13 protein-coding genes are annotated in these 13,168 nt (G+C 45.6%); 2 read left to right on the plus strand and 11 right to left on the minus strand.

From position 1 onward, the window contains the following. Positions 1 to 2: 2 nt before the first annotated feature. Positions 3 to 425 (minus strand): disulfide oxidoreductase, encoded by a 423-nt coding sequence (locus tag KIK04_RS07895; RefSeq protein WP_232277725.1) that lies wholly within the window; start codon positions 423 to 425, stop codon positions 3 to 5. A gap of 54 nt (positions 426 to 479) precedes the next feature. After that, positions 480 to 1,193 carry a DsbA family protein gene (locus KIK04_RS07900; protein ID WP_232277726.1) on the minus strand — a complete coding sequence of 238 codons (714 nt, stop codon included), beginning with the start codon at positions 1,191 to 1,193 and terminating at the stop codon, positions 480 to 482. 275 nt (positions 1,194 to 1,468) lie between these two features. On the opposite strand from KIK04_RS07900, the gene KIK04_RS07905 reads away from it, so the two are divergent. Further along, complete coding sequence (locus KIK04_RS07905; protein ID WP_232277727.1) at positions 1,469 to 2,242, plus strand: class I SAM-dependent methyltransferase; 774 nt, start codon at positions 1,469 to 1,471, stop codon at positions 2,240 to 2,242. A 162-nt stretch (positions 2,243 to 2,404) separates the two neighbouring features. Continuing rightward, complete coding sequence (locus tag KIK04_RS07910; RefSeq protein ID WP_232277728.1) at positions 2,405 to 3,433, plus strand: PTS sugar transporter subunit IIC; 1,029 nt, start codon at positions 2,405 to 2,407, stop codon at positions 3,431 to 3,433. A gap of 136 nt (positions 3,434 to 3,569) precedes the next feature. Here KIK04_RS07910 and KIK04_RS07915 read toward each other — a convergent pair whose 3' ends face one another. The 9 genes from KIK04_RS07915 to KIK04_RS07955 all read right to left on the minus strand — a co-directional run bounded on the left by KIK04_RS07915 (position 3,570) and on the right by KIK04_RS07955 (position 13,161). Next, on the minus strand, positions 3,570 to 3,983 hold the full coding sequence (locus KIK04_RS07915; RefSeq protein WP_232277729.1) for an ArsR/SmtB family transcription factor: 414 nt from the start codon (positions 3,981 to 3,983) through the stop codon (positions 3,570 to 3,572). Between the two features lie 311 nt (positions 3,984 to 4,294). Then, positions 4,295 to 5,638 carry a right-handed parallel beta-helix repeat-containing protein gene (locus KIK04_RS07920; RefSeq protein WP_232277730.1) on the minus strand — a complete coding sequence of 448 codons (1,344 nt, stop codon included), beginning with the start codon at positions 5,636 to 5,638 and terminating at the stop codon, positions 4,295 to 4,297. 742 nt (positions 5,639 to 6,380) lie between these two features. Next, positions 6,381 to 7,046 carry a DNA-3-methyladenine glycosylase gene (locus KIK04_RS07925; RefSeq protein WP_332330007.1) on the minus strand — a complete coding sequence of 222 codons (666 nt, stop codon included), beginning with the start codon at positions 7,044 to 7,046 and terminating at the stop codon, positions 6,381 to 6,383. Positions 7,047 to 7,169: 123 nt separating this feature from the next. Then, the gene (locus KIK04_RS07930; protein WP_232277731.1) at positions 7,170 to 8,090 is read right to left on the minus strand and encodes a PD-(D/E)XK nuclease family protein; all 921 of its coding nucleotides are present in this window, start codon (positions 8,088 to 8,090) and stop codon (positions 7,170 to 7,172) included. Between the two features lie 129 nt (positions 8,091 to 8,219). Next, positions 8,220 to 8,654 (minus strand): hypothetical protein, encoded by a 435-nt coding sequence (locus KIK04_RS07935; RefSeq protein ID WP_232277732.1) that lies wholly within the window; start codon positions 8,652 to 8,654, stop codon positions 8,220 to 8,222. Positions 8,655 to 8,856: 202 nt separating this feature from the next. Then, positions 8,857 to 9,600: a DUF6973 domain-containing protein gene (locus KIK04_RS07940; RefSeq protein WP_232277733.1), complete on the minus strand. Its 744-nt coding sequence runs from the start codon at positions 9,598 to 9,600 to the stop codon at positions 8,857 to 8,859. 274 nt (positions 9,601 to 9,874) lie between these two features. Further along, positions 9,875 to 10,906 (minus strand): LacI family DNA-binding transcriptional regulator, encoded by a 1,032-nt coding sequence (locus KIK04_RS07945; RefSeq protein ID WP_269671027.1) that lies wholly within the window; start codon positions 10,904 to 10,906, stop codon positions 9,875 to 9,877. Between the two features lie 105 nt (positions 10,907 to 11,011). Then, positions 11,012 to 11,848: a sugar ABC transporter permease gene (locus KIK04_RS07950; protein WP_232278651.1), complete on the minus strand. Its 837-nt coding sequence runs from the start codon at positions 11,846 to 11,848 to the stop codon at positions 11,012 to 11,014. After that, a complete protein-coding gene (locus KIK04_RS07955) occupies positions 11,848 to 13,161 on the minus strand; it encodes a sugar ABC transporter permease (RefSeq protein WP_232277735.1) in 1,314 nt (437 codons plus the stop codon). Before KIK04_RS07955 ends, KIK04_RS07950 begins: the two co-directional genes overlap by 1 nt. Between the last annotated feature and the right edge of the window lie 7 nt (positions 13,162 to 13,168).

Consider the following 13,168-nt stretch of genomic DNA (forward strand, 5'->3'; position numbering starts at 1 on the left):
TGTTATGCATGTGGTTCGTCTTTACGAGCAATGAGCAGCAAGATCGTGATGAGTAAAAATGCGACGAACGCTAGCAATGGAATCGTGATCCAACCAAACCAATCTAAATAATCGTAGTTACACGGCACTCCCATTTGGCAAGGTGATGACTCTGCCATACCTGGCACTTTTTGCACCATGTAATGGTAAATAGCTACTGCCCCACCCACGATAGTGAGCGGCAATGTATACCGTACGATCTCTTTGTCGTCTCTGTAGGCGGCAATGCCCAGCAGTAGAACGAGCGGATACATAAAAATACGCTGCACCCAGCAAAGCTTGCACGGCTCGAACAGTAAAATTTCGCTCATATACAGGCTTCCACTGGTCGCTACCAGCGCTACAATCCAAGCGAAGTACAATGCGTATTGGCGGATGAAAGACATGATTCCCCTCCTTGCTTCTCCTTGCTTCTCCTTGCTTCTCCTTGCTACCCCTACCTATTCAGCTGCTTCAATAAATGCTTTCAAGCTGTTGTAATTATTGTACTCGCCTGTGTACAGCTTACCGTTTACGATAACACTCGGTGTACCTTTAACGCCACCCTGCTGCACGATGCCTAGATCTTTCGTAATCTCGCTATCCATCGATTTCTGATCTACAGCTTGTCCGATTGCATTCAGATCCAACTCAGGAGCTACGCGCTTCGCAACATCTAGCAAATACTCTTTTGTCGCCCACTCACTGCCCGGGTTACCTTGAGAGTTGTAAAGCTCATGATGATATTTCCAGAACGCTTCTGGGTTTTGTTTAAACACTGCTTCGCCTACCACTGCCGCTGTCTGTGAATCAGGAGCTAAGAATGGATTGTTCACAAATGTGAACTTCGCTTTGCCTGTATCAATAAAATCTGCTTTCAGCTTCGGATACATTTCAGCGTCCCAACTTTTACAAGCCGGGCATTTGTAGTCTCCGAATTCAACGATGTTAATTTTCGCGTCTGCTGCACCCAATGTCGGCTGCCCTGTTAAGTCCAAATTCACCGCAGGAGCATTTTGCTGGGCTTGCGTTTGTTCTTGCTGCTCGGATTCCTTATTTAAAAAGAATAAAGCTCCGATTAGTACGACAAGTATGACAGGAAATAGCATGAGCACCATTTTGTTGTTGCCCTTTTTTCCGCTATGCTTTGATGATGTACGAGTTTGCTTTGCCAAATTAGGTCACCTCTTTAATCTATATTTTTTAAAATAAAATTGCCCTAGTTTTAATTTAATGGATAGCGCGTCAATTTTCCATTTCTTTTGACAAAAAAACGTATTAATTTTGTGACACGATGCATAGTAACGTCGCTTTCTGGAAGTTGTTTGGGTGATTTGCAGAATCTTAATAGTTTTTATCTATTAAGTAAATAGATTTTATATATTTAAGTAATAAAAAGTTCTGTTACATAATGAATGTAAGAGATGTACGACTATATCGGAGGTGCTCAATGGCGTCTTTAAACGAATGGAAAGCAAATTTGTATGATGATAAGCTGCAGTTCGTTTCAGATTATGGAAAAAGTGTAGTGGACTTGCTGCAACCCCAAGCAGGTGAACGCATTTTGGACTTAGGCTGTGGAACAGGTGACTTAACGTCGCTCATTGCCGCAAGTGGAGCGACTGTGCACGGTGTCGATTATTCAGCTTCGATGATTGAGACTGCTCGGAAGAAGTATCCGCGCGAGGCATTTTTCGTTGCAGATGCGGAGCAGGCGCTGACGGGTGAACAATATGACGCGGTATTTTCAAATGCCGCGCTCCACTGGATGAACGCGCCACAAGCTGTCATTGCGAACGTATGGAAAGCACTTGTTTTGGGTGGTCGTTTTGTAGCTGAGCTTGGAGGTCACGGTAATGTTGCAACAATTTATGAGGGCGTTGTTAATGCCGTGAATGAAATGTACGGCATAGATGTTACGGGCAAATGTCCGTGGTATTTCCCCACGCTTGGACAATATAGCAGCTTGCTGGAGCAGCAAGGCTTTCGTGTGTTGTACGCGGTTCATTTTGATCGACCGACTGCGTTGATGGATGGCGAGCAAGGTTTGCATGATTGGTTAGACAGCTTTGCCGGCGACTTTTTGGTGGATTTGAAGCTTAGTTATAAGGAAAAAGAACAGTTATTTGCGAGAGTTGCTGATCGATGCAGACCGCAGCTCTTTCGTAATGGCGGGTGGATTGCGGATTATAGACGACTGCGATTTGCCGCCACTAAGCTTTAATGTAGACGTTCACCATTTTCAAACAAGCTGAAAGTTCGATATATTGCGACTTGGATTTCAACCATATTTTGTGCATACTAGGTCTATCGCCAAGCTGATATACTTCGGTCGACACACTTCGGCAACATATGAGCGAGCACGATAGAACAGTGAGGTATGCACATGAGACCGGAATATAAACAATACATCGCTACACGTGTTTTTAAAGCTTCAAACGGGATTGCACAAGCTATTTTCATTACGATTGGGATTGGCTTGCTTATTGAAAGCATAGGCAAGCTTAGCGGCTCAGCATCATTCGTGCAAATTGGCACGGTGACGAAGTTGCTCATGGCCCCGAGCATTGGGGTCGGAATTGCCTTTATGTTAGGCGCCAATATGCTCACTGTGTTCAGCGCGATGATGACGGCTACTGTAGGCGCGGGGGCGCTGAAAATAACAGACGCAGGCGTTGTCCTGTCTGTAGGCGAGCCTGTCGGCGCATTGCTGGCGGCCACGCTGACGGTGTACATCGGCAAACGTGTGACCGGTAAAACACCGCTAGATATGATGGCTATTCCACTAGCGTCCATCATCGTTGGCGGGGTAGTCGGCATATGGCTGAGCAAGGTCATTTCACCTGTGCTGCTTACGGCAGGCAGCTTTATAAAGGAAACGACTAGCATTAGCCCCTTTATAAGCTCGATTGTCATCGCGGTCGTCTGGGGCCTATTGCTGTTGTCGCCCGCTTCATCCGCAGGCTTAGCGATTGCGCTCAATTTAGATGGGCTTGCTGGCGGTGCGGCGCTCGCTGGTTGCGCGGCGCATTTTTTCGGGTTCGCGGTCATTTCCGCTAGGGAGAATGATTTGGGCGGTGTGCTTGTACAAGCCATTTGCACCCCTAAAGTGCAGCTACCCAATATCACCAAAAACTATCGTATCGTCATCCCGACGGTTATCGCTAGCGCCATCATGGGGCCTGTATCAACGCTCGTATATGGGATTGAAGCACCTAGCCAAATTGCGGGACTTGGCATATGCTCGTTAATTGCTCCCATGTCACTACTGTCTACATACGATCCAAGCTTTATTGTTCCAGCTATGTTCATTACGTACGTACTCATTCCAATTGGCGTGTCCTACCCCATCTACTGGCTGCTACGCAAGCGAAATTGGATTAAACCGGGGGACTTGGCACTGCCTAAAGCTTAATTGAGGCAGGGTCACTTTTTGTCAGGATACGCAAAAAGAAAAACAGAAAGTCGCTGGCTGCACTCAGCTTTGTTCGTAAGCTGAGCTCAGCCAGCGACTTTTTTTAAGGCGCAACGACTTTCTGTTTATATGTTCATTACCGGTGTTTATGGTTAGCAGTATCTTCGCAATGCTCTTCTCGCAAATGCTCCAACGTCATCTGGATGAGCATCCGAATGTGATGGTCATTCAGCGAGTAAAATACGTTCTTACCCTCTTTGCGCGACTTCGCAATCCCAAGCGACCTCATCAGTCTTAAATGGTGAGATGTCGTCGCAATCGACTGCCCTGTAAGAATCGCCATATCGCACACACATAACTCTTCGCCTTCATCAAGCAAGCAGGCCATTTTCATCCGTGTCGGATCGGATAGTGCTTTAAACATTTGCGCCATGCCCTGCACTTCATGATCGTACACGCGGCCTTTAAGGGCATTAATCTTTTCAGCGTCATAACAAACGATTTCACACACATCATCTTTTGCGGTTGTTTTCGGTTTCTGTGCTGCCATGTTATCCACCTCTTATAATAATCAAACTTATATTTGATTATTAACTAAACTGATTCAAGTATACCGCGAATTTGTTATTTATTCGAGTTTTAATGGTTGAATATACACAACAAAAAATTGTCGCCGATCCCCGGGGGTTTAAACACTGTTGGGGGTCGACGACATTTTTAATTAGGCCTATTTGCACGTTCAATCATTTCCACGAGGATTCTTCATCATACAGACGCTAAGAACAACGAATTAATGATGTTCTACAAGTCCGCTCATGTGAAGACATATTTAGAAGAAATACGGGATAAGAACTGGAGTTATTATTCTAGGATGCATCCTTCGAGAGTTAACGTACTTGTTGCAGAACTATAATAGGGAACCGTGAGGTTAGCTATACTTTTGACACCGATAGCCTTTACTTTAACTCCATCATTAGCTGCAAATCCGCCATTTGCATTTTCCGTTAGAAGCCCGGATTTAAGCGTTACTGTACCTAACAATGGCTGTTGAAGCATGATTCCGAATCGAAGCTTATCCGCCACTCCACATCTAATGACATTATTACCTTCGAGTACCGGAGAATGAAGGTATTGCACATTAATACCTTCGTATAGCGCCTCGATAATCGTATTGTTCCGAATCACGAAATCGTAGCCTACGCCTGTTGTTGTACCAGCCTCGAAATCGATGCCTCGATGACCGCCCTCAAGAGTGTTGTTCTCGATGAGAACGTTAGACACTCTCGTACCATAGAGCTTAATATGAGCACCATTTGGCGTTACCGTGTACACTCGACTCACATTATTAACGATACGAATATTTGAACAGAACGATGGAGTCGGCTCACCTGGAGACACCCTCACTGCCCCACTAGCAGACTCAATGAAAGTGTTCCCTTGAATAAGTACATCAGTAGTATGACCTACCTTAGCGTTGTTGCTTCCTGTTATATGGATGGAGGTATTCTTCTTCTCCGTGCTACAGTTAATAAACGTACTATTTAAGATTTGAATCTTAGATGAGCCATTAATATCTATAGCTTCTTCCCGAGTATCTTTGAAATAGGAATCAACGACTGTGAAATTAGTAATCGATTCATTAAAGTCGACTCCCTCAAAAATGCCTACAGCTCGAAGTCGAGTAGCACTCCCACCATGTACGAATGCGGACGCCAGAAGCGTACCTCCGCCATACGTTTCATAGGATATATCACTTAGCTGGGCATTGCTACAGTGCTGAATCCAAATAGCTGGATACCACCAACCTGTAAATTTGAGTCGACGGAACTCAGGGGACACCACGTCCTTAGCGATGAGACAGTAGTTCGAGATCGTAGAGTGGAATGTTAAATCCTCCGCGATCAATCCTGATCCACCGTTCTTCTCAAATAAATAGGACTCCACATTACCGTATTGATCCGCCGGATTTTTCTTAGGAATCGGATGCTCTAAGCTAATTAGAGTAGCGTGCCCACCCTTCAGAGTTACCCCATTGGGTACGAGGATCGACGAGGCAGGAGTGAACCGATACTTGCGGTTATCCTCGAATTTAAGGATGCCTCCCCCTAATGCCTCTAGACTTGTAATCTTACTGCGAACGACATCCGTGTAATCCTGCGTTCCTTCTACATAGGGTACTGTTACGATTGGTTGACTCATGCTCATCAAACCGCCTCCTAATAAGTTATGATCTAGGTGCGAGGTCTAAGCTGTATCTGGGAGAAGTAGCGACCTACAACTCCCAGTTAATGAGAAGTACTTATGATTAGACATGGAATTAAAATGACATAAAAAAATGGGATTCAACAGGTGTGAATGAGCTAAGATACGATCAATTTGCAGATAAAAAAGAAGGGAAGATGGTTACTGAAAAATGTATGTTGACTCAACACAACTCGGGAAAGGGGAACTTATGTTCTTATTTTAACATGAGAATAGTCGAATGACAACCCTTTTTTAACCTTTTAGGCAATCATTTTTCCCCTGCAAGATTACTTGTTTATTGTGAACCTCAGCATCTCAGATAGGAGAAATATCTAAGTAGAAACCAAATAAAAAGACAGCGCTCAGTGAGCCCTGCCTAGGGGTGATTTAACACAATCAAAAGCCAAATAACCATTAATAACATTAACCGAACAGCACATTAAGGAGATGTGGAAACTCTCAAATCACCCAAGTAATTCGTTTCTATTTCAGTTTCAACAATTCCGCCTTCTTCACGATTAGCGAAGTAAGCCTTTGCTTTAGGTCTGGAACTAATCGTCTTACATAAGGATTCATCTATATATAACCATACCGTGGAGATTAGTAAGAAAATTTTAGACATCAGCGAAAATGAGGTCTATGATTTCCGGCGCGAGCAGAATTAAAGCTCTGGAGTGAGTTACGGCAAAAATGCCATTCCCTATCACCATGTAAAGGGAATGGCATTTTTATCTTTAACGGATACGTGCGCGCTATCCGCGATGTAATATCGCCAAGGCTTGTCTGCATACTCCTCCGCGTAAGGAATATTGATGCGCGGCGCGCAGACGATACGCTCTTCCCCCGGCCACGCCCCGGCTTCAAGCCATAGCTCCTCGCTTACGAGCAGATTAATGCCATTGAACGCTTTGTCGATGGACAAAGCCTGACATAGCTTGCCCGGGCCGTTGCACAGGTCGGCTGGCTTGCGCGATTTGATCGAGCGATGCTGCCGCATCCATTGCTCATCAGCAAGCGTCAACGGCTCAACGGCGCGGATCAGCACCACTTGCGGCTCGTCCTGCTGCGCAGCAACGACGTTTAAACAATAGTACATACCATAAATCATATACACGTAAGAAGTGCCGCCATCGTGAAACATGACTTCCGTACGCTGGGTACGGCGATTTCCGAACGCGTGACATCCCTTGTCTTCCGCTCCCCCGTAAGCTTCCGTTTCTACGATACGGCTGCGAACAACTCCATCCTCCGTGCGTCGTGCCAGCGTCGCACCTAGCAACAGCGGTGCAAGCTCCAGTGCACTTGCACGGCACAACGCTCTATCGATGCGCTCGGTAGGCTGCATCATAACTCTTTTTGCAATATCCACTCGTGATCCCACCTTCCACATGCACTCCACTCAAACCATATGCCCTTTGACCGCTTAGCGCTCGTCCACTCCGCTGCTCGGCTGCAATCATGCTAACTCGCCACAAGACTCTACACACAACTACTAACTAGCCGCATACTCGCATATTTCTTGATACGAACAACGGCGGCACCTACGCCGATCCTCTGTCGGCTCGAACGCTTCCATCGGCAGAGGTACATTGGCCTTGGGATCTGCCAACACCGATTGCATCGCCACAATGCTGCCGACCACATGCTCCTCAAGCTCACTCATTTCTTCTGCCGTCACTCGGTCTTCGTAGCACTGTCCACTAAGTAAATATTCCGTTCGTATATCCAGACGATCATAAGGTACCTCATAAAGACGGTGTACATACAAACCATACAACCGCAACTGCGTCTTATTACGCTCATCTTCCTGTCCCGTCTTCCAATCCACAATGATGTAGCGATCGTCGTGCCTGAACATAAAGTCGAGCTTCACATATATTTTCGTCCCTGCGATCTCCATCGTGTTGAGCCGCTCCAGCTCAATAAGCCGAGAACCCTCGGCCATATAATCTGCCAAGCTCCGACTATCTAGGAAGCGATCCGCCAAAATAGGAATGCGACTGCGAATCGTGTCAATTAGCTTGGGCGGCAGACCGCCGTCGTAATACATTTCATGCAGCATCTTACGCTTGTTCGGCTGCTCCATCCAAGCCGCCATCTGTTGCGAATCTTTGTACGCTTGATTGAGCAAATTGCGAACTCGCTGCACAAGCTCCGCTGATTCGAGCAGCTGTCCGGCTTGAAACCAGCGCATGAGCGATTGCTCCGCCATCTTATGCATCGCATCTCCGAATACGAGATATAGATTCGTCATTTGCTTCAAGCGATACGTCTGACGCACCAAAGGCGGCGCATCGCGAAGCCATCCATTATGGGCACCATAATAATGATAAAAATATTTCCGCCGACACTCTTCAAACAAATGATGCCGCGATGGTGACCACGACCATTCAGGATAATTTGTGCGCTGCATAGCTGCTTCTACTCCTCCGCACCGTTAGTGATAGATACGATCATTATATCATGTCCCATCTACTATCGTGGGTATATCCCTCTTCATCATCCTGAGACAGATCCGGTATTTTCACATCTTAATTGAGGACTATCGTACTTCCACTTTAAAAGCATATGCAACCGAACCTTCTGACCAAGCACCATAAACAGAATAGACATAAACACCTTTTTCTGCTGGAACCAACATTTTATTGGATTCGATTATTTTTTGCCTAACCCCTTCTTTATCAGAGGCGATATTCCATCTGTGTGCTCCCCATGTATGATCTTGAGGTGAATCGTCAAACTGAATAGTCAGCTTTGATGTTGCAGGAATGACAACCGCCTGTTTTTCTTTCATTACTTCCAAGGGAGAACCATAAGTAGGCTCGAGCTCCCAAAAGGAAGAGACTAAATAAGTATGTATCTTGATAGGATTATTTTCGACGCTTACTTCAAGTATGGGTAACGGTTTATGGTTGGAACACCCCGCCATTAACAATGTAATTACAAACAAAAGAAATAATGTTTTGAACGTTCGCAAGCTCATCCCTCCCACAATATATCGCTGTTTCTTGCTTCTGATTCATTAGAGCGCTCATTATTTATGGTTTAGAAGTTCATTTAATGAATGGTAGATTTCCTGAATAAAATAAAAAAAGGAAGAGAGTCTCTTCCTTTTTTCGATAGATATTTATGTTCTTGTTATACCGATGAATCGAAGTTGCTCCGCTTGCTACACTTCGTTAGTGCAACCAACGCAATTCACCAGCGTTAAGTTTTGCCGAGACTCTATTTTGCAAATCGGTATCCGAAACCCAAGCTATACTATCCGTCAGCACATTCCAACAATCTCTTCCTTTTTGATTGTTGTATAAATCCATGTCACGATGCGCAATTTTACTATATCCGTCAGCCTCGTTGCCTACTAGCTCACTCGCAGGCTTTGTTTCATGCGCTGTTCCATACAGGCTTGCCCAGTTTTTACTAACATATTTGCACATCAAAGCATTCCAAATGGCATGACGATACGCATCAGACACATCCCCTAATCCATTCCTGCCATATTTCGCTTGTGTGAATTGGAACGCTTTTTTCGATGTAGAAACCGTAATTGCTGCGTTAACGGGATGACTTGCGACGAGTGCCTTTTCCGCCAATGTTAAACGTGACCATTGATCGTAAGAAATGTTCTCTTGGATAGCCTCTTCATCAAAATGTCGAACAATTTCGGCAGGTGATAGGTTTGGATGTTGCTTCTTGAAATGATCAATTTGTTGATAGAATGCAATTGCAGGATCATCTTTCGGTAAATCTTTATAGAAGTCGCTATTAAAAAAGGTCTCGAATGTGATTTCCTTCATTCCCTGTTGTTCCATGTTCTGCGAGATGCTTTGCACAGTTGGATCGGCTTGAGCTGAAGCTGATAGTGGGGTAAGAACAGCGGTAGAGAGTACAGAAATTGCAATGATAGATTTTTTCAAAATCATCGAAACAACATCTCCCTTGAAAATAATATTTAGATTCACTTCCAGTATATAACTATTAATTCTACTGTCAATATATATTTTCTAATTAATTGAATAGATGTATTTATAATTAAACATCTAACTAAATAAACCATTTATATAAAAAAATCAGCCCCAGATTCTCGCGCATTACACGGAGATACCCACTGGGCTGATTGTATTCATCTTTATATTGATTTCATATATTTACATCGTCTCGAAAAAAACACGGCCATAAATGTCTTCCCGAAACATTCTACTGCAAGGAAGACTCCCTCACAATAATCCGGTGCGGAATAATAAGCTGATTATGATGCACAGTCTCGCCCTTAATCGCACGAATCAACGTTTGCGATGCCGTATATCCCAATTGATAAATGCCGATATCCACCGAAGTAAGCGGCGGCGTAGCCAATTCAGCGAGCGATATGTTATTGAAGCTCACTAGACTCAAGTCCTGTGGGATTTTATAGCCTAGCTCCGCCAATCCGCGCATCACGCCAAATGCGACAATATCGTCGATGGCGACAAGCGCAGTTGGCCGCTCTGGCAAGTTCATAAAGAAGGACATCGCGCGATAACCGCTCTCCTGCAAGAACTCACCCTCCACAATCCATTCCGGATGCGCCTCTAGATCATTCTCCCGCAGCGCCTGCAAATACCCTTCCAATCGATCCTTCGACAAAATTAAATTGGACGGCCCACTCACAAACCCGATGCGGCGATGCCCTTGCGCGATCAAATGACGCGTCGCATCATACGAAGCGAGCACATTGTTATTGTCCACGGCCAAAATATCTGGATGCTCTTCACTACGACCGATCAGCACAAACGGAAACTTTTGCCCCTTCAAAAATTCAATCAATGGATCGTGACGTCGCGAGTAAAGCAAGATGACACCGTCAACACGTCGTCCCCGCACTAAGCGCGTAACCGCTTCCAGCTCTTCTTGCTCGGTCGCCCCTGTCGTCATCATCAGATCGAATCCGACGCGACTGGACTGAGTGACAATACCTCGAATCACTTCCGCAAAAAATAAATTCAAAAACAGCTCATCCGCTGGGCGCGGCAAAATTAGAGCAATTGTATTCGTTGTCTTGGATACTAGACTTTTAGCCATCACATTCGGATGGTAACCAAGCTCGTTCATGACTTCGCGCACTCGCGCCGAAGTCTTCGGACTAATACGCGGATTGTTAGACAACACGCGCGATACCGTGGAAGGGGAGACCCCCGCTTGCTTGGCGACATCAATAATCGTTACGGACATTTGCTCCCTCCTTCTCATCGTCCCGATACCTGCGTTATTGTTAATCCCAACCATTTCAATCCAATCCTTCACTAATGTTAGCTTACCTGATCATCAGTTGTAAAGGTTTACAAGTTAAACCGCTTAACCTTTTTCCGCCCCCGCCGTTAGGCCTTCGACAAGGAAGCGCTGGAACGCCATAAACAAAACCGTAATCGGCAAGGCAACAAGCACACATCCTGCGGCAAACACCGTAAACTGGGTCGCAAATTGGTCCCCGACCATGCTGTATAGACCGACGGCGAGCGTCAGCTTCTCCTTCGTTCGCAGCACCATCTGAGCAAAAATAAAATCGTTAAACGCCCCCGCAAACGACGTCACGGACAAAAATACAATTAACGGTCGCGACAAGGGCAGAAAAATACGCGTGAAGACAATCCAATGATTCGCCCCATCGATACGGGCTGCGTCCTCCAAGCTTTGCGGAATCGTATCAAAATAGCCTTTGACGAGCAAATACCCCATCGCCGCTCCCGCCGTATACACAAACATAAGTGCCGAATGCTTGTTGAGCAAATTCATATTTAGCAGCAAAATGTAAACCGCCACCATGCTCATAAACGACGGGAACATGCCAAGTACGAACAAAAAGCTCATTAACCCTTTTCGCCCATAGAACCGGAATCTCGAAAAAGCATAGCCCGCCAGCAGGACGAACAGCGTACTGAACACCATCGAGACGAACGCAATTTTAAGTGTGTTCACATACCACATCGCAAACGGAAACTTTACAAACAGATCACGGTAGTGTTGCAGCGTCAGTTGCTCCGGAATAAACGTTTCACTAAACAACGACGTCCCTGGACGCAGCGAGGACAACACAACCCACAATGCAGGGTACAGCGCGATAATCGCAATGATGGCGAGCAGGACGTGCGTCGTGATGACCCATACTTTTTTGCGCAGCTTGTATACGTACATCATCGCAAACCATCCTCCTCTTTAAAGGCACGCGTGCGGCGGAAATTCCACACCGAGATACTTGCCAACAGGACAAAAATAACGATGCTGATGACCGAAGCAAAATTGTACTTCCCATTCGTAATCGACAAATTGTACAGCCACGTAATTAAGATGTCCGTACTACCTGCGAATTGATAATCGCTGTTGGCCGGCCTGCCGTTCGTCATTAAATAAATAACGTTGAAGTTGTTAAAGTTGCCCGCGAACTGCGTGATCAGAATCGGTGACAGCGAGAACATGACGCTCGGAAACGTAATTTTGCGAAACTTCTGAAAGGATGATGCGCCGTCTACTTCAGCTGCTTCGTACATGTCACGCGGAATAGTCGTTAAAATGCCGATTATTAAGAGCATCGAAATCGGAAATCCGAGCCACATATTCGCCAGCAAGATCGTGACCTTCGCCCATAACGGATCAGACAGCCAGTTCGGGCCTTCCATGCCGAACCAAGCTAAATACTGATTAATCGGGCCAAATTGAGCGTTGAACATGTTGCGCATAATGAGCAAAGACACGAAAGCAGGAATCGCAAACGGTAGCATAAAAATCGTACGCCAGAACGCTTTAAAGCGCGTTATGGGCTGCTGCACGAGCAGTGCGATCGCAAAGCCTCCGAAAAACGTCGTCACCGTGGATAGCACGGCCCACACGACCGTCCATGAAAATACGCCGTAGAACGTATTGGCCCATGCATGTAGCGAAAATAAATCTGTGAACGCCGCGAATCCCGTCCAATCAACCAAATTGGCTGGCGGCAAATGCTTCGGTGACGAGTAGTTCGTAAATGCAATAAGTACGGAAAACACAAGCGGCAGTACACTGAAAAAGAAAATAAATAATAAAGGCGGTGATAAAATAAGCTGTGGAAATTGTTGCTCAAACAGATGCTTTACACTTGCTGCAAAGCGACGCGGCTTGCCCCCTTGCTCCCTTAGCAAGCCATTCCGATAAGCATCGCGAATGTTATACACATAAAGCGCAATAAATAAGAGCACAACGAACAACACAATTAAGCCCTGTACGAGCAAAAAGATAGAGTGGTCGCCCGCTACTTTTTGGTACACCCTGCCCACTAACTCTAATCGCTGCTTCTTCTCGCCAAGCGTCATTAAGCCCCAAAGCGATTGGCCAACATTCGTCAGAGCATAATACCAGCCCCACACATAAACGGCGACGAGTAATCCACCTTTAACGAATTGTCGATTATACAATTGGCCTAATCCCATAACGATGGCGGATAGAACAGCAGCTACAATCCGATACGGTTTCATCAAGCAC

The organism is Paenibacillus sp. 481 (assembly GCF_021223605.1).
GTDB lineage: Bacteria > Bacillota > Bacilli > Paenibacillales > Paenibacillaceae > Paenibacillus_B.

What these genes read in the sequence shown, in the direction of transcription:
- KIK04_RS07895 (WP_232277725.1), bottom strand. Translation starts at nt 425, where the DNA reads ATGTCTTTCATCCGCCAATACGCATTGTACTTCGCTTGGATTGTAGCG.
- KIK04_RS07905 (WP_232277727.1), top strand. Translation starts at nt 1,469, where the DNA reads ATGGCGTCTTTAAACGAATGGAAAGCAAATTTGTATGATGATAAGCTG.
- KIK04_RS07910 (WP_232277728.1), top strand. Translation starts at nt 2,405, where the DNA reads ATGAGACCGGAATATAAACAATACATCGCTACACGTGTTTTTAAAGCT.
- KIK04_RS07915 (WP_232277729.1), bottom strand. Translation starts at nt 3,983, where the DNA reads ATGGCAGCACAGAAACCGAAAACAACCGCAAAAGATGATGTGTGTGAA.
- KIK04_RS07920 (WP_232277730.1), bottom strand. Translation starts at nt 5,638, where the DNA reads ATGAGCATGAGTCAACCAATCGTAACAGTACCCTATGTAGAAGGAACG.
- KIK04_RS07930 (WP_232277731.1), bottom strand. Translation starts at nt 8,090, where the DNA reads ATGCAGCGCACAAATTATCCTGAATGGTCGTGGTCACCATCGCGGCAT.
- KIK04_RS07940 (WP_232277733.1), bottom strand. Translation starts at nt 9,600, where the DNA reads ATGATTTTGAAAAAATCTATCATTGCAATTTCTGTACTCTCTACCGCT.
- KIK04_RS07945 (WP_269671027.1), bottom strand. Translation starts at nt 10,906, where the DNA reads ATGAGAAGGAGGGAGCAAATGTCCGTAACGATTATTGATGTCGCCAAG.
- KIK04_RS07950 (WP_232278651.1), bottom strand. Translation starts at nt 11,848, where the DNA reads ATGTACGTATACAAGCTGCGCAAAAAAGTATGGGTCATCACGACGCAC.
- KIK04_RS07955 (WP_232277735.1), bottom strand. Translation starts at nt 13,161, where the DNA reads ATGAAACCGTATCGGATTGTAGCTGCTGTTCTATCCGCCATCGTTATG.